The 15,388-nt window shown below is 39.6% G+C and carries 17 protein-coding genes and 1 riboswitch; of the genes, 12 read left to right on the top strand and 5 right to left on the bottom strand.

Going from position 1 to position 15,388, the window contains the following annotated elements; all coding sequences use genetic code 11:
* Positions 1-93: 93 nt before the first annotated feature.
* The 5 genes from I6N95_RS06375 to I6N95_RS06355 all read left to right on the top strand — a co-directional run bounded on the left by I6N95_RS06375 (position 94) and on the right by I6N95_RS06355 (position 3,958).
* Entirely contained in the window at positions 94-867 is a 774-nt protein-coding gene (locus tag I6N95_RS06375; RefSeq protein ID WP_209525791.1) for a segregation/condensation protein A, read from the top strand.
* Positions 864-1,475: an SMC-Scp complex subunit ScpB gene (gene scpB / locus I6N95_RS06370; RefSeq protein ID WP_209525789.1), complete on the top strand. Its 612-nt coding sequence runs from the start codon at positions 864-866 to the stop codon at positions 1,473-1,475. The genes I6N95_RS06375 and scpB overlap by 4 nt, the downstream gene beginning before the upstream one ends.
* Positions 1,476-2,192 carry a pseudouridine synthase gene (locus tag I6N95_RS06365; protein ID WP_209525787.1) on the top strand — a complete coding sequence of 239 codons (717 nt, stop codon included), beginning with the start codon at positions 1,476-1,478 and terminating at the stop codon, positions 2,190-2,192. It abuts the gene before it with no gap.
* A 32-nt stretch (positions 2,193-2,224) separates the two neighbouring features.
* Positions 2,225-2,938, top strand: a complete 714-nt coding sequence (locus I6N95_RS06360; RefSeq protein WP_209525784.1) for a response regulator transcription factor — start codon at positions 2,225-2,227, stop codon at positions 2,936-2,938.
* A gap of 107 nt (positions 2,939-3,045) precedes the next feature.
* Positions 3,046-3,178, top strand: a riboswitch (FMN riboswitch).
* A 186-nt stretch (positions 3,179-3,364) separates the two neighbouring features.
* Complete coding sequence (locus tag I6N95_RS06355) at positions 3,365-3,958, top strand: ECF transporter S component (protein WP_209525782.1); 594 nt, start codon at positions 3,365-3,367, stop codon at positions 3,956-3,958.
* A gap of 311 nt (positions 3,959-4,269) precedes the next feature.
* On the opposite strand, the gene I6N95_RS06350 is transcribed toward I6N95_RS06355, so the two are convergent.
* Complete coding sequence (locus I6N95_RS06350) at positions 4,270-4,482, bottom strand: ferredoxin (RefSeq protein WP_209525779.1); 213 nt, start codon at positions 4,480-4,482, stop codon at positions 4,270-4,272.
* A 25-nt stretch (positions 4,483-4,507) separates the two neighbouring features.
* Between I6N95_RS06350 and I6N95_RS06345 the strand changes: the two genes are divergently transcribed.
* From I6N95_RS06345 to I6N95_RS06315, 7 genes are all read left to right on the top strand, one after another.
* A complete protein-coding gene (locus I6N95_RS06345; RefSeq protein ID WP_209525777.1) occupies positions 4,508-5,557 on the top strand; it encodes a YpbB family protein in 1,050 nt (349 codons plus the stop codon).
* Positions 5,558-5,560: 3 nt separating this feature from the next.
* Positions 5,561-6,991, top strand: coding sequence for a RecQ family ATP-dependent DNA helicase (locus I6N95_RS06340; RefSeq protein ID WP_209525775.1), 1,431 nt, complete (start codon positions 5,561-5,563; stop codon positions 6,989-6,991).
* A gap of 67 nt (positions 6,992-7,058) precedes the next feature.
* Positions 7,059-7,658: a LysM peptidoglycan-binding domain-containing protein gene (locus I6N95_RS27660; RefSeq protein WP_209525773.1), complete on the top strand. Its 600-nt coding sequence runs from the start codon at positions 7,059-7,061 to the stop codon at positions 7,656-7,658.
* A gap of 72 nt (positions 7,659-7,730) precedes the next feature.
* Complete coding sequence (cmk, locus tag I6N95_RS06330; protein ID WP_209525771.1) at positions 7,731-8,405, top strand: (d)CMP kinase; 675 nt, start codon at positions 7,731-7,733, stop codon at positions 8,403-8,405.
* Between the two features lie 91 nt (positions 8,406-8,496).
* Positions 8,497-9,723 carry a 30S ribosomal protein S1 gene (gene rpsA / locus I6N95_RS06325; protein WP_209525768.1) on the top strand — a complete coding sequence of 409 codons (1,227 nt, stop codon included), beginning with the start codon at positions 8,497-8,499 and terminating at the stop codon, positions 9,721-9,723.
* 474 nt (positions 9,724-10,197) lie between these two features.
* Positions 10,198-11,508: a ribosome biogenesis GTPase Der gene (gene der / locus I6N95_RS06320; RefSeq protein WP_209525766.1), complete on the top strand. Its 1,311-nt coding sequence runs from the start codon at positions 10,198-10,200 to the stop codon at positions 11,506-11,508.
* A gap of 248 nt (positions 11,509-11,756) precedes the next feature.
* Entirely contained in the window at positions 11,757-12,032 is a 276-nt protein-coding gene (locus I6N95_RS06315; protein WP_209525764.1) for an HU family DNA-binding protein, read from the top strand.
* A 387-nt stretch (positions 12,033-12,419) separates the two neighbouring features.
* On the opposite strand, the gene I6N95_RS06310 is transcribed toward I6N95_RS06315, so the two are convergent.
* The 4 genes from I6N95_RS06310 to I6N95_RS06295 all read right to left on the bottom strand — a co-directional run bounded on the left by I6N95_RS06310 (position 12,420) and on the right by I6N95_RS06295 (position 15,197).
* Positions 12,420-12,914 (bottom strand): GNAT family N-acetyltransferase, encoded by a 495-nt coding sequence (locus tag I6N95_RS06310; RefSeq protein WP_209525762.1) that lies wholly within the window; start codon positions 12,912-12,914, stop codon positions 12,420-12,422.
* Between the two features lie 173 nt (positions 12,915-13,087).
* Positions 13,088-13,801, bottom strand: a complete 714-nt coding sequence (locus I6N95_RS06305) for a class I SAM-dependent methyltransferase (RefSeq protein WP_209525760.1) — start codon at positions 13,799-13,801, stop codon at positions 13,088-13,090.
* 78 nt (positions 13,802-13,879) lie between these two features.
* A complete protein-coding gene (locus I6N95_RS06300) occupies positions 13,880-14,344 on the bottom strand; it encodes a GNAT family N-acetyltransferase (protein WP_209525758.1) in 465 nt (154 codons plus the stop codon).
* Between the two features lie 151 nt (positions 14,345-14,495).
* The gene (locus tag I6N95_RS06295) at positions 14,496-15,197 is read right to left on the bottom strand and encodes a DUF554 domain-containing protein (RefSeq protein WP_209525756.1); all 702 of its coding nucleotides are present in this window, start codon (positions 15,195-15,197) and stop codon (positions 14,496-14,498) included.
* Between the last annotated feature and the right edge of the window lie 191 nt (positions 15,198-15,388).

The raw sequence follows: 15,388 nt of genomic DNA, 5'->3' as shown, positions 1-15,388 counted from the left end.
TTTTCGGAAAGTTCACCTGTTCGGGGGAATCATTAACCAAGTAACTAAAGTTGTATACTTATGTCTAGAGAATGGCGTAAAGGAGTTCCATAGATGACTGAATTAAATGTCAAATTAGCAGTGTTTGAAGGTCCCTTAGATTTACTGCTTCACTTGATTAAAACGTTGGAAATCGATATTTATGATATTCCTATTTCGCAAATCACCTCCCAATACATGGGCTATATTAAAACGATGAGCACCTTGCAATTAGACGTCGCTGGTGAGTATATTGTGATGGCGGCCACCTTAATGGCGATTAAAAGTAAGATGTTATTGCCTAAGCAGGAATTGGAGCTTGATGAAGACGAAAATGAAGAGGGCGATGATCCACGTGCCGCACTTGTTGCCCAGTTATTGGAGTATCGTAAATTTAAATACGCGGCTACCATTTTGAAAGAAAAAGAAGAAGATCGTGGCAATTATTTCACGAAAGAACCGTCTAATTTAGATGAATACAAAGATGATATCCCGCCTTTGGATCCAAATGAGATCAATCAAATTGATTTGTTCTTAGCATTTCATGATATTTTACAACGGCGAAAAAGTGATGGGCCAAAAGAAACCACGATTACCCATGATCATAATACAATTGAACAGAAGATTGCCTTTATTTCAGGCCTGATGAAAAATTTGCCTTTAACTCAAGGCGTCCCTTTTGAATCATTATTTGTGACGTTTTCCAAAAGTGAAATTGTGACGACTTTTATGGCGTTACTGGAATTAGTTAAATCACGGCAGATTGTAGCAAGACAGCCTGAAAATTATGATCCGATTTACTTATATAACCGAGAAATTGAAGAAGAACTGGAGCAGGATGAAGAATGAAGATTACAGGTCAAATAGAAGCTCTTTTATTTGTGGCAGGAGATGAGGGGATTTCTCTTGACGAACTGTCTTTTTTAATCGATGAGCCAACGGCAAAAATATTTGACTCACTAGAAGAGTTGAAACAGCGGTATCTAGCAAATGATGATATCGCTATTCACATATTGGAAGTGGGCAACCACTTCATTTTAACGACTAAACGCGAATATGCGGATATCATTAAAAATTACGCTCAGTCCCCCTTGTCTAATACGCTTTCTCAAGCTGCCTTAGAGACACTATCAATTGTGGCGTATAAACAACCGATTACCCGGCTAAAGATTGATGAAATACGGGGTGTTCAATCGGCAGGTTCTGTTCAAAAGTTGTCCGCAAGACAATTGATCGAAGAGAAAGGTCGAGTGGACGGACCTGGTCGCCCAATTTTATATGGTACGACTAATTATTTTATGAATTACTTTGGCTTAGAAACCATTGAAGATTTGCCGTCGATTGCCGAGATGGAGGCGGAAATTGATCGTGAAATTCCAAGCGATTTATTTTTTGCCAATTTTAAAGAAGAGATGATTGGCCCGGAAAGTCAAGAGCCAACAGAGGAGAATGGATAAATGGAAAGACTACAAAAGGTCTTAGCTCAAAGCGGTATTGCTTCGAGAAGGAAATCAGAAGAATTAATCAGTGCTGGACATGTTAAAGTAAATGGAAAAAAAGTGACTGAGATGGGAATCAAAGTGTCAGCCAGTGATAAAATTGAAGTGAACGGCGTGCCGATCACTCAAGAGGACTACGTCTATTACTTGTTTTACAAACCTCGAGGCGTCATTTCAGCTGTGTCAGATGACAAAGGTCGAGAGGTTGTAACGGACTATTTGGTCGGGGTTAGAGAACGAATTTATCCTGTTGGCCGTTTGGATTATGATACATCAGGCTTGCTTTTATTGACGAATGATGGGGATTTTGCTAATAAATTAACTCACCCAAAACACGAAGTGAATAAAACTTATGTGGCGAAAGTGATGGGGGTTCCCTTTCCCAAAGATTTAAAACCCTTAACCCAAGGTGTGAAAATTGATGGCCGCAAGACAGCGCCGGCCGCATTTAAAATTTTATCGACGGATAATATTAAGCAAACAGCAATTGTTGAATTAGTGATTCACGAAGGGCGTAATCATCAAGTTAAAAAGATGCTTGAGGCGGTTGGTTTCCCTGTGACCAAGTTGAAACGTGAACTTTACGGTAATTTAACGTTAGACGGTTTAAAACCTGGTCAATACCGTTCCCTAAGCAGACGTGAAGTAAATGCTATTTTAGAACTAGCCAAATAGCTGATTATTAAGTGGTAATGGGAGAGACTGACATGACCTTAACAACAATTTTAATTGTAGAGCCAGATAAACGCATCACCGCAATGCTTCAAGAACAGCTAGTGAAAGAAGAGTTAACCGTCATGACTGCGGCAAGTGGTCGTGAGGGTTTATTCCTCTTTAAGAAGCATAGCATCCAGCTAGTCGTCGCTGAAGCTCATATCGGGGAAGAAGCTGATTTTGCTTTTATTCAAGCAGTCAAGGCTATTTCTGATGTCCCAATTCTGGTATTATCGAGTTTGTCTCATGATGCTCATCGGATCCACGGGTTTGAAATCGGCGTCGCTGACTATGTTGTCAAGCCTTTTAGCCCACGGGAGGTGGTCTTGCGAATCCAACGATTATTAACCTATTTTTACCAACCGTCGCCCTTTAAGAAAGTGGGAGATGTTTATGTCTTTTCTTTTTTGTCATTGGATTTGAACAATCGGCAAGTCTCCATTGATCAAAAAAAAGTTAATTTGACCCCGCGCGAGTTTCAGTTGCTGCGTTATTTTGTTGAGCATGCTGATCAAGTGATTTCCCGTCAAGAATTATTACAAGGTGTTTGGGGCTATGCTTTTTTAGGTGAGGAACGAACGGTGGATGTTCATATTCGCAAATTGCGTCATAAGTTAAACGAATATTCTTCTGTTGCAGCGGTTGCGATTCAAACGGAGTGGAAAAGAGGGTATCGCTTTAATTCAGAGCCTCGAGTTGAGCCCTAATTCTTTTTTTTGCCACTCTTTTTGTGATTTTTTTAATTTGATCAGGCAAAACTATTGTATTTTTGTTAAACTTGAGTATAATAATGGTGAACAATAAAATATTTAAGGTTCGTCTTCAGGGCAGGGTGCAATTCCCGACCGGTGGTGATAGTCCACGACCTGTTTCAAGTGATTGCTTGAAATGGCTGAATTGGTGAAATTCCAATACCGACAGTATAGTCTGGATAAGAGAAGATAGAGCTTATTTGATGAAAGCTTCAAATAAGACTATTTGCTATTTTCTGCCCACATGTAGAAAATAGCTTTTTGTTTTGTTTTTCACAATAAAAGTGAAGTGAAGCCATTCATTGATTGGGCTTGCCTGCAGGTGAATCCTTAATCAGCTTTACGAGGGAAACCCGTTAAGCGATTCGAGGAGGAATTAGGATGAGAAGAAGTAAGACACAAAAAATGGTAGGGGTGGCCATGTTGGCTGCCATCGGGTATTTGCTAATGTTTTTAGCTTTTCCAGTTATTCCACTGTTTCCGTATATGAAGGTGGACTTTAGCGACATTCCCATTTTGATTGGGACCTACTTATTTGGGCCGATCGCCGGTATTACAACAGCTTTTCTGCGTTCAGTGATTCATTTTGTGACCACTGGCGGTGATGTTGCCAATTTGATCGGTGATGTGACAAGTTTTGTTGCCTCTGTGGCTTTCGTGTTACCAGTTTACTTTATTACGAAGAAGAGTCGTTCCAAGTTTAGTTTAATCAGTGGGTTAGCCGTCGGTGTACTTAGTCTGACAGTTGTCATGTCAGTTATGAACTATTTTGTCACTTTGCCACTGTATTTAAAAGTCATGAATTTTGACGTAGGCATGGCCTATACGAAATATATTGTGACCGTAGTTGTGCCGTTTAACCTTATTAAAGGGGCCATCATCAGTACCGTCTTTTTGGGAGTGCATGCCAAATTATTACCTTGGTTGTCGAAAAAAGAAGGCATTGTGGGCCATCAGACTAAAGGGGCTAATTAATGCTATGAGTCGTAACACATACTAAGAATAAGTGGGGCAGGTATTCGTGAGAATATCTTTCCCACTCTTTTTTCTTTGGCGAACGGCTGGTTATTCTGTTAAAATTAAGCTAGATATCTCATGTTAACTAATCAAACAGATAGTTCCCTTGGATAATGCGCATAATCATCCGCCAAGAGTGGTACGTTCAGCTTTTTTCTGGCTGAACGTTTAACGGTAAAGGATGTTTATATAATGGGAACTTTATAGATGTATCATGAAAATAATCTGGCATAATCTTCCAGAGGGGGATCCACTTCTCCTTAACAGGGTTAAGGTTTTGGGATGACAATCGCTCGTGTCGGGCATTGTTTATAGGCTGCCATAGCTTGCGCCTTTAAAGCCTCGCTGATGGTTAACTGATGTTGAGCGGGTGCTTCAGTAAAAATAACAATGCCATCATCCGTATAATCGAAAAGGTCTGGGGCGAGCACTTGACACAGGCCGCAGGCGATACATTTTTCTGGTAATAAATTGACAATCATTCTATCGCTCCTAGAGGTAATTAATATGAAAAAATATGATAGCTTTATTCTATCCTTATTTCAACACGGTGACAAGGTACGTTACTCCACACTCGCTCATTTATTGCGAGGCAAGCGGACGACGTCTATTTTAATGTATGGTTTTTTTTACGGGGTACTGCCTTACTTTTCCTTGTTTCCCAAGATGACTGAAGAACAACTCAATCCGATCATTCAGACTCTTATAGGAGAGAATCTGCTCGTTGAACTGGCTCCGGGAATTGTTCAAATTAGTCAAAAAGGAAAAGACTATCTGAAGTCTAATCCCGTGATAGAACATGTTGGCTTAAACAGTTTTTATTATGGTCGGGTGGATAAGCCCTACTTGGAATTAGTGTTGTTTGCCACCCAAGTCGTTTCAGAATACTGTCACCACAATGTTCAGTATCAACCAATTGAAACGAATGGCTACAAACAGTATGTGATTCGCCACTGGTTTCAAACATTACCAAAAGATCGCCAATTGCTAGGACGCCTTTTTTATCAAGAGTGGCAAGGATTAATTGCCTCCTTTCCAGAAATGACACGCCCTTTTGCAGTTGCATTTTTAACAGGTCATGGTCAAATTGGCCAGACCGCTAGTCAGCTTGCAGAAAGCAGCGGGCTTGCGCCTTTTGAAATGACCTTAATCATCAAACAACTCTCTCATCTGGGCATTCACCAGATCCTGACATTTCCAGAGCGATTTTCTTATTTGGGAGAGCTCTATCAAAGATTAGACAAACCGGTGGTAAATGAGAGTGCCTTTAAAACGTACCAGCTCTTTCAAAAAGGCTTCAGTCTCGCTGAAATCTGTCAAGAGCGTCGCTTGAAAGAAAGTACCGTCAGTGATCATTTGATTGAATGGGCGATTATCCAAGAAGACTTTGATTTTTCACGCGTGTTGACAACAACTGAAAAGGCGCAACTAGGTCAATTGTTAACTTCTAAAGGAAATGTCCGGGATTGGCGTTATGCTGATTTGGGACGAGAAACTGCCGATATCAGCTTTTTTGCATTTCGTTGTTTTCAAATTCATCATCTTCGAGGAGGGTAACTTATGACAATTGAGGCCTTGTTAAAAGAGCGTTTTGGTTTTAGTCAGTTTAAGGCCGGGCAAAGAGAAACCGTCGAGGCGGTTTTAGCGAATGACGAAACCTTATCAATTTTGCCAACGGGTACAGGGAAAAGTTTGTGTTATCAGTTGCCTAGCTATCTATTCAAAGGGACGACCATTATCGTTTCACCTTTGATTTCGCTGATGGAAGATCAAGTTCAACAGTTAAAACAGCAAGGTGAAAAGCGGAGTATTGCGATCAATGGTCAGTTGGACTATCAGGGAAAAGAGTGGGCGTTGTCCAATTTAGCCCAGTATAAATTTGTTTTTTTTAGTCCAGAGATGTTAATGCAAGATAAAGTTCGCCAGCGTTTGCAAGAGCTGGATATTTCATTATTCGTAGTTGATGAGGCTCACTGCATTTCTCAGTGGGGCATTGATTTTAGACCAGAATATGAACGGCTACAAGACGTCATAGAGGAATTGAGGATTACCAAAGTACTGGCTTTAACAGCCACCGCAACTGAAAAAGTAGCTGAAGATATCCGCAAAAAGCTGTTTGTTCATCAGCAACCGCTGGTCATTCGCGAATCAGTTAATCGTCCGAATATTACGTATGAGGTAGTGAAAACTGGGGATAAACTAACATATATCGAATCCTTGTTAAAGGAGACGGACGTGCCTGGCATCATTTATTTTGCCAGTCGCAAACGAGCGGAAGAAGTGACACGATTGCTAAACCAAAGAACCTCCAAACGGGTGGCGTTTTATCACGGTGATATGAGCAATCAAGAACGCTCCCTGATCCAACAACAGTTTTTAGGAGATCAGTTAGACGTCCTTTGTGCAACAAGCGCTTTTGGCATGGGGGTTAACAAAGCCAACGTCGGGTTTATTGTTCACTATCATTTGCCAGCCAGCGTTGAAGCCTATTTACAGGAGTCGGGTCGAGCAGGTAGAGATGGCAAACGGAGTTTAGCTGTCCTTTTATATCAAAAAGGGGACGAGCAGATTTATTACCACATGCAAGCCGAACTTGCAAAAATCAGCCAGCAATTATCAACCTTCCAGCAACAGACGCCAGAATTTATTCAAGCTCACAAAGGTCAGCTGGCTGAACTTCAGGAGAAGTGGTTTGAGGGCTATTTAAGACAGGATTACACCCTGGAGGAGTTAGTGACCGCATTGTTAGTCAAGCAGCAGGAAAAACGCCAGCAATTGACGCAGATGCTGATGTATATTGAGCTAACCACTTGTAGACGAGCTTACTTGCTAGCGTATTTTTCAGAAAAAATGAAAGAAATTAATCAAGTTTGTTGCGATAACTGTGGAAACTATGGTAAAATCTTGCCTGAAAGCCATTTAACATCTGAAAGAAACTTAAGTTTACCTAAAAATTGGCAAGAAAACCTTAAAAAATTATTCATATTTTGAATATTAAGGGCATCAAAGGCAAGTTTGTGGTAAAATAATTAGCAGAAGAATAATTAGGAGGATTTTCGTGAATAAAGATAATGAACGTAAAGAACCATGGGAACAGCCCATTTATGAAACTGAATATGACACGTCCTCTTCAAGGGCAAATAAACGAACTAAAAAGTCAAGCAATGCTGTATTTATTTCCATACTAGTGGTACTTTTAGTGGCCATAGCGGGCATATTGGCTTATATGTATAGTATTTCCCAAAATCGATATGCTAAGCCGAAAAAAGAGAACGATATTGTGATGAAGAGCTCAACGTCAACAGCGCCTAGTTCCTCTGTAACCAAAGAGTCAAACTCGACAGTCGACAGTTCGTCCCTTGAGGCATCAAAAGCAGCAGAGGCAGAAAAACAAGCGGCTGCCGCTCAGAAAGCTGCCGACGAAGCCAAGGCAGCTGAGCTAGCTGCTCAACAAAATCAGCAAACAGACCAAAATGCAAACAATACAGCGACAGATCAGCAGAATCAAGCTGTTAGCGGTGACGTACATGTGGTTCAGCCTGGTGATAACATATATAGACTCTCTATACAGTATGGGATCTCTGAAGACCAGTTGCGTGCTTTGAATGGTATTACGGGCAATGATATTTCAGTAGGACAACAATTAAAAGTGAAATAGCAAAAAAAGCTGTCGTAAGGCAGCTTTTTCTTGTGAAGTGATCCAATGGTTAAAAGAAAAAGGGGTTTTATAATGAGTGGAAAAATAAGTATTGCGATTGATGGACCTGCTTCTGCAGGTAAAAGCACGGTGGCTAAAATTTTAGCCAAAGATTTGGGCTACATTTATGTGGACACTGGTGCGATGTATCGGGCGATCACTTACGCATCACTTGAGCAACAAGTTGATCCAAGTGATGAGCAAAAATTAAGTGAACTAGTCCGTCAATTGACGATTTCCTTTAAGCAAGGAACAGATGGACAGTTAGTATTTTTGGGTGATCGAGACATCACTGAGGCTATACGTCAACCAAATGTAACGAATTTAGTATCACAAGTTTCCGCTCACAAAGAAATTCGCTTGGAGTTGGTGAGACGTCAGCGTCAACTTGCGACTAGTGGTGGCGTTGTGATGGATGGACGGGATATCGGCACAGCTGTTTTACCGCAAGCTGAGGTCAAGATTTTTTTGGTGGCCAGTGTGGATGAACGAGCGGAAAGACGTTACAAAGAAAACATAGCTAAAGGCATCATGACCGATTATGAGAGCTTAAAAGCTGAAATCGAAGCCCGTGATTACAAAGATTCTACACGAGAAAATTCACCGTTAGTTCAAGCCGAAGATGCGATTAGGCTTGACACAACGGGTTTATCGATTAACGAAGTAGTGACAAGCATTAAAAACATTATAAAAAATAAAGTGAAATAAAAAAGTTTAGTCTTTACTCTAGAAATCCCGTTATAGATGGGTTACAATAGTGTATGATAACTTTTTTTGTTGGTGAGGAGGCCATTTAGTCATGACAGAAGTAGAAAACAATCAAGTAGAAAATGATAACGCTGCGACAACTATGCGTGATGCATTAGAGAGTGTCCAAGAGGTCAAGGTTGGAGATATTGTCCAATGTGAAGTGCTTGCTTTAGAAGAGAGACAAGCCGTCGTAAGTATTCTTGGCACAGGTGTTGAAGGTGTGGTTCCCCTTAAGGAACTGTCTACTATTCCAACTGAAGATATAAATGAAATTGTGAAAGTTGGAGATATTCTTGATGTGGTAGTGATTACCTCGATTGGGAAAGATAAAGAGAACGGTAGTTATCTCTTATCTAAACGTCGTTTAGATGCGAGAGAGATCTGGGCTGGTATTGAAGCTAGCTTAGAAAATAATGAAACAATCGAAGCCCTTGTAACAGATGTGGTTAGAGGCGGCTTAGTTGTTGATGTGGGTGTTAGAGGATTCGTGCCTGCCTCAATGGTAGAAAATCATTTTGTTTCTGATTTTAACGAGTACAAAGGTAAAACGATGACGGTTAAAATCATTGAAATTGAACCATCAGAAAATCGTCTAATCTTATCTCATAAAGCGGTTCTTCAAGAAGAAGCGAAAAAGAATAAAGAAGAATTCTTGGCTAATGTAAAAGAAGGCGAAATTTTGACAGGGAAAGTTGCTCGAATCACTAATTTCGGTGCCTTTGTTAATTTAGTTGAGGGCGTGGATGGTTTGGTCCATGTGTCAGAAATGTCACACAGTCATATTGCCAAACCTCATGACATCGTATCAGTTGGCGATGAAGTAACTGTTAAGGTTTTATCTGTTTCGCCTGACGAAGGGCGTGTCTCTTTGTCCATTAGAGCCTTAACCGATGGACCTTGGGATAACATTGAGGAAAAAGCTCCAGCTGGCTCAATCTTAACAGGCGTTATTAAACGCTTGACAAGTTTCGGGGCCTTTGTGGAAATTTTCCCAGGTGTCGAAGGATTGGTTCATATTTCTCAAATTTCTCATAAACACATTGCCACACCTCATGAAATGTTAGAAGAAGGTCAAACCGTTACGGTGAAAGTATTGGAAGTTCACCCGATTGATCGTCGCCTAGCCTTGAGCATTAAAGCCTTGGAAGAGAAGGAAGTAACGCCTGCTGAGGTAGAGGAAGAATACGTTATGCCTGAAGAAAGCACAGGTTTTACCTTAGGTGATATTTTAGGCAAAGAACTTGAAAGTGTCTCTGAAACAGATAACGACGACTAGTCAAAAAGCGTTAAAAACAAGTTTTGTTTTTAACGCTTTTTTTATGGTGAAAGTAGTGATGGCCATCCGTGAAAGGTGGCTGCACCTTTGAATCAGCCATTATTTAAGTTTTACTGGCGTGCGTTTATCACCCACTCGTGAAAAATCAGGGTCTGGGATTTATTCAAGTTGAAAGAGCGACATTAGTCTTAGTGATGTCACCTAATCTGCGGTTATTTTTTTAACATTAACCGTGATCAAGTAGTCTTTCTGTGAGGCTTTTCTCATTTTATGTGCGATAATACTTGTCTCAAGGCTTTTGATAAGGTAAACTACTAAAGAGCTTTGGAATTTAGAAGAAGGCTCCTTGACTTCCTGTCTACGCTTGTAGTAAGAATCTGAGGTGCTGGACACATAAGTACAAGGAAGTCCGTTAGCCTGACCGTGATGGTTGTTGGAGAGCGGACCTAAATTAGTTAAAGGAGGGATTGTCAAGTGGCAAATCCAACAATCGCAATTGTCGGTCGACCAAATGTCGGTAAATCGACTATTTTTAATCGAATCGCTGGTGAACGTATCTCAATCGTTGAAGATACTCCTGGCGTGACTCGTGACCGTCTATACGCCATCGGAGAGTGGCTAGGTAGAGAATTTAGTATTATTGATACGGGGGGCATCGACTTAGGTGATGAACCGTTTATGGATCAAATTAAATATCAAGCAGAGATTGCTATCGAAGAAGCCGATGTTATTATCTTATTAACGAGTGCTCGAGAAGGGGTAACCGATGCCGATGAATTAGTCGCCAGGATGTTATATAAATCTGGCAAACCTGTGATCTTAGCGGTCAATAAAGTCGATAATCCTGAGATGCGAGCCGATGTTTTTGAGTTCTATTCATTAGGTCTAGGCGAGCCTTATCCGGTTTCTGGTAGTCATGGTATTGGCTTGGGAGATGTTTTAGATGAAGCGGTTAAGCATTTTTCTACGGAAATTGAGGAAGAGGATGACGGCATCATTAAATTTAGTCTAATTGGCCGCCCTAATGTGGGAAAATCCTCTATTATCAATGCGATGTTAGGCGAGGACCGGGTGATTGTGTCTGATATTGCCGGAACAACCCGAGATGCCATCGATACCGAATTCGTTTCAGAAAGTGGTCAACCTTTTGTGATGATCGACACAGCAGGCATGCGCAAAAAAGGAAAAGTCTATGAGACAACTGAAAAATACAGTGTCATGCGGGCGATGCGGGCGATCGATCGCTCAGATGTGGTCTTAATGGTCATCAATGCGGAAGAAGGCATTCGTGAATATGACAAACGAATTGCTGGTTTTGCTCATGAAGCGGGCCGCGGAATCGTGATCGTTGTCAATAAATGGGATGCAATTGAAAAAGAAACGAACACGATGAAGGAATTTGAAGAAGATATTCGCAAAGAATTTAAATATTTGGACTATGCACCGATTATTTTTGTTTCGGCAAAAACCAAGCAGCGCTTAGGGCAAATACCTGATCTGATTGAAAAAGTCAGCATGAATCAGAACTTGCGGATTCCATCTTCCCTCTTAAATGATGTCATCATGGATGCTGTGGCAATCAACCCAACGCCAACGGATAAAGGCAAACGATTGAAGATTTTTTATGCGACTCAAGTCGCGGTAAAACCACCAACATTTGTGGTTTTTGTCAATGAAGAAGAATTGATGCATTTCTCATATTCACGATTTTTAGAGAACCAAATTCGCAAAGCATTTACCTTTGAAGGAACACCTATTCATATAATCGCAAGACGTCGAAAATAGCAGAAAAGAGGCATTTTAACATACTTGCTTTATTTCTGCAATGAATTTTGTATTTTAATGAGTTTTTTCGAATTTTTGATAAAAAAAACTCAAATGCCTTGATATATCGGCGTTCCTATGATATCTTTGATAATGAAATATTGAGTAAGTCAATTTTTCAATTTATCATTTTTGGACCACTCAAAAATGATTAATAAGATGTCAATAAGTAAAACATCTAATCTCTTATCAGGAGGTGAAAAACAAACATGGCAAATAAAGCAGAATTAATCGAAAAAGTTGCAGAAAAAACTAACTTGACTAAAAAAGACGCTACTGCATCAGTAGACGCAGTATTTTCTACAATCCAAGAATTTTTAGCTGAAGGTGAAAAAGTTCAATTAATCGGTTTTGGTAACTTTGAAGTGCGCGATCGTGCAGCACGTAAAGGTCGTAACCCACAAACTGGTAAAGAAATTGATATCCCTGCAAGCAAAGTACCTGCATTCAAACCAGGTAAAGCATTGAAAGATGCAGTTAAATAATATTTAACATCTAAACAGCGCCGCAATCCTTTTAACTAGGGATTCGGCGCTGTTTTTATGTTGGGAGTCATGGACTGACTAGGTTGATCAGGTAGTCAACGGCACTAGACATGAAGTATTTGGTTAGTTTTATATATTTGAGATAATAATTCTTTATTTACTGGAAATGAACCATTGTTCAATCTGCTATGGGCATAGGGCGTCTTTTAACCCACTTGTCAGCTCCTTGGAAATGATTTCCTAGGACGGTGATGCAACAACCCTCTATCAGCCTTAGAATAGTTCTCAGACTTAAAGCGAGCCTGAGAACAAAATTATTAACTGTGTTAGTGAGTGTGTCTAATAAAATCCCAAATAAATTATCCAATATGGGGCCAAAAAGGTCATTTATGATGATTTGAGATAAAGCATGACGCCGTCCTCGTCACGTTCTTTTGGGATAAATCCTTGTTTTACCCAAAAACGACCATCAGGTTCTGAAGGTTCGCCACTGTTAAGTTCAACAAACAAGGCCCCTTCGCTAGTTAGCAACCTTTCTAATTCTTGAAACACCTGGCTCCCTAGACCTTGATTGCGATAAGACGGCTCGATACAATAATCGAGGATAAAGGCTTTCCCATCTTCTTGGGGATAAATTTTGTACATCGTAAAGCCTAAATAAGTTAAGTCCTGATAAAAAAAGACAAATTGTAAGCCAACACTGCCATTTTTAGGCGTCTGATGCAAATCCATGATGATATCGTAATACTTTTTCGAGTTAAAATAGCGGATATCTTCTTCTGATAAAGAGGGAAAGATATCTCTATCGTGATATTTTTGTTTTCTGCGCCAAAATTCAGCAATTTCATCTGGGTTTACCATTTTTTTAAACGTCATTGTCATCATTCACTTCTCCTAATAATAAATTAGTCGATAGGATGATTTTAAAGACATCCCAAAGGAATTATCGACCTAAACCTCTGTTCGTCTGCGTAGTATTTTTGTCTGTCATAAACATCACATCCTTTCAAATGATACTTGTAGTTTAGCACAGAGTGGTAAAAAAGACTGAAAAACTACTGCCTTTTTTGGGCGATAAAGGTAATAGCTTTGGTTGTCATTTCGGTACGTCCAATACTTCTTTCAATTTCAAAGCTTAGGTCTTTAGTTTCGGAATGTTTGATTGTCCAATCGTTAAAAACAGAAGTTAGCAAGGTCATCATCTGGACAGTCGAAAGATTGATTTCAAGAAAAGGTGAGATTTCCTGTTGTTGCTCAATAAGTCTTTCAGTTACCGCTGAATTAATGACTAAATAGACATAGCCAGCTTTTTTAGTGGCTTTTTTTATGGCTGTCAACGTTTTTTCTAGTTGTTCAATATTTTTTAAATGTTCAAGAGTAGAAACGGAAAAAATATACTCATAAGCTTTATTAGCAAACTCAAACTCAGAGATATCTGAGGTGTAAAAATTAAATGACTTTAACAAGTGGTTGTCTTGGGCGTATTGTGAAAACTGGTCAATAGCAGTGGGTAATATATCTACGCAGTCAATTTTTAAGGTCGCTGATCGGGAAGCTTGGACGATTGGGATCGCATTGCGACCGACGCCGCAGCCCAGATCTAAAAAAGACATAGTTTCAGCTGAATCAGCAAGTTTCAGGCCTAAATTCACCAAGCCTTTCACTGGATATCCTAACCAAGAATCCAATGAATCGATCGTAAAATTTTGATAGTGAGTGGTGTGATAGAAGGCTTCTTCTTGCCGAATATCGGTAAAATTATGTGTCATCATATACCTCCGCTAATCTATTGGACAAAATTTAAATGTATAAAAAGGACATTACTTATACGGTTGCCATGTCTTTGCTTAATCAATCGGTTTGTAGAGAGTGGTTATTTTTTCAGAGAAGCCTTTTTTTAGATATAAATCGTAAGCATTGGTATTTTTATTCAACACACTTAATTCTAAATAGTCTGCTCCTTTTGTTTTTGCCCAACGTTCACATTCTGCTAGTAAAGTCGAAGCGATGCCTTGGCCTCTGTAAGTTGGTTTCGTGATCAGATCTACTAAATAGGCAAAATTATGCTTTTTAAAGACATTATAAGGGGGTGTTTCTTGCATTTGCATCAGTGCAAAGCCAACTATTTGATCGTCCATCACAGCAATAAGTAGATCTGATTCGTCATTTTCAATAGTTGCTTCCAAAAAAGCTTGATCTTGATGAGCTTTTTTAAAAAAGTAAGGCTCCAAGTCAGCAGTAGTGGCAAATAAAGCCTGGTAAAGAGGTTCGATTTGGGAGAGGTGTTCCTTTGTTGCTAGTTGTATGTCCATATGATCACTCCTTAAAGATAGTAATTAAATTGTAGCAAAAGTGAGAAGTTTCGTACACTTTTTATGATAAATTGACTGACCATGACCCGTTGCCGTTAGTTGGCATCATCGATGGATGCCAATTAACGGGGGGGGAGGTGTGCTATAAAGGTTAGAAATAATAGAATTTAAAGGCGATGATCATGATTAAAATAAGCAGACCAGGTAAAAAATTCGAAACTCTGATCTTTGCTAACTCAGTGATATTTAAGCCGATTGCTAAAATCATTAACCCGCCAATTGAACTGATTTCAATCATCATAACATCCAGAAGTTCTTGGGGAATGTATCGGATAATAACACTGGCAAAAAGCGTGATCATTCCTTGATAGATAAAAACTGGAAAGGCTGAAAAGAGGACGCCAGTACCTAAAGAGGCTGTCAACATGATCGCCATAAAGCCATCCATCACTGACTTTGTATACAAGGTTTGATGTTGGAGTGAGACGCCACTCTCGATAGCCCCGATAATGCCCATAGAACCAATGACAAAAATCAAGGAGGCTGTAACAAAACCTTCGGCAAAATTACTATCAGATTTTGAATAGTTATTTTCTAGAAATAAGCCGAATTGTTTCATACGATCTTCGATCTTTAAATATTCGCCGATAATGGCTCCCGAACAAAGACTGATCAAAATGATGGTAAAAGAGGTTGTTTTAAAAGCCATTTGGATACCTAAAACAATCACGCCTAAACCAATTCCTTTGGTCACAGAATCTTTTGTCTGTTCTGAAATATTGCGTAAAACAAAGCCAGCTAAACTACCTAATATAATAGCTAAGCCATTTACTAAAGAACCTAATAATATCATTTAGTCACATCCTTATGTAGTTGAGAGATCCTATTTTTTAAATTATACGCTAAGCCATTGGAAAGAACTAGTGTGCAATTAAAGTAGCAAAACGTTCTAAAGGTGCTAGCTGAAAAGCGAGAGCAGATATATTTAATCCACCTAAAATAAAAAAATGCTTTTTTTAATGGGGTGATATTTACACCTTGCTT

This window comes from Vagococcus allomyrinae (assembly GCF_017829975.1).
In the GTDB taxonomy this organism is placed as follows: domain Bacteria; phylum Bacillota; class Bacilli; order Lactobacillales; family Vagococcaceae; genus Vagococcus_D; species Vagococcus_D allomyrinae.
The sequence above is the reverse complement of the archived record's forward strand: the minus strand, read 5'-3'. Positions and strand labels throughout refer to the sequence as shown.

What these genes read in the sequence shown, in the direction of transcription:
- I6N95_RS06310 (WP_209525762.1), bottom strand. Translation starts at nt 12,914, where the DNA reads ATGACAATGACGTTTAAAAAAATGGTAAACCCAGATGAAATTGCTGAA.
- I6N95_RS06350 (WP_209525779.1), bottom strand. Translation starts at nt 4,482, where the DNA reads ATGATTGTCAATTTATTACCAGAAAAATGTATCGCCTGCGGCCTGTGT.
- rpsA (WP_209525768.1), top strand. Translation starts at nt 8,497, where the DNA reads ATGACAGAAGTAGAAAACAATCAAGTAGAAAATGATAACGCTGCGACA.
- I6N95_RS06345 (WP_209525777.1), top strand. Translation starts at nt 4,508, where the DNA reads ATGAAAAAATATGATAGCTTTATTCTATCCTTATTTCAACACGGTGAC.
- I6N95_RS06315 (WP_209525764.1), top strand. Translation starts at nt 11,757, where the DNA reads ATGGCAAATAAAGCAGAATTAATCGAAAAAGTTGCAGAAAAAACTAAC.
- I6N95_RS06375 (WP_209525791.1), top strand. Translation starts at nt 94, where the DNA reads ATGACTGAATTAAATGTCAAATTAGCAGTGTTTGAAGGTCCCTTAGAT.
- I6N95_RS06360 (WP_209525784.1), top strand. Translation starts at nt 2,225, where the DNA reads ATGACCTTAACAACAATTTTAATTGTAGAGCCAGATAAACGCATCACC.
- scpB (WP_209525789.1), top strand. Translation starts at nt 864, where the DNA reads ATGAAGATTACAGGTCAAATAGAAGCTCTTTTATTTGTGGCAGGAGAT.
- I6N95_RS06300 (WP_209525758.1), bottom strand. Translation starts at nt 14,344, where the DNA reads ATGGACATACAACTAGCAACAAAGGAACACCTCTCCCAAATCGAACCT.
- I6N95_RS06340 (WP_209525775.1), top strand. Translation starts at nt 5,561, where the DNA reads ATGACAATTGAGGCCTTGTTAAAAGAGCGTTTTGGTTTTAGTCAGTTT.
- I6N95_RS06365 (WP_209525787.1), top strand. Translation starts at nt 1,476, where the DNA reads ATGGAAAGACTACAAAAGGTCTTAGCTCAAAGCGGTATTGCTTCGAGA.
- cmk (WP_209525771.1), top strand. Translation starts at nt 7,731, where the DNA reads ATGAGTGGAAAAATAAGTATTGCGATTGATGGACCTGCTTCTGCAGGT.
- I6N95_RS06355 (WP_209525782.1), top strand. Translation starts at nt 3,365, where the DNA reads ATGAGAAGAAGTAAGACACAAAAAATGGTAGGGGTGGCCATGTTGGCT.
- I6N95_RS06295 (WP_209525756.1), bottom strand. Translation starts at nt 15,197, where the DNA reads ATGATATTATTAGGTTCTTTAGTAAATGGCTTAGCTATTATATTAGGT.
- I6N95_RS06305 (WP_209525760.1), bottom strand. Translation starts at nt 13,801, where the DNA reads ATGACACATAATTTTACCGATATTCGGCAAGAAGAAGCCTTCTATCAC.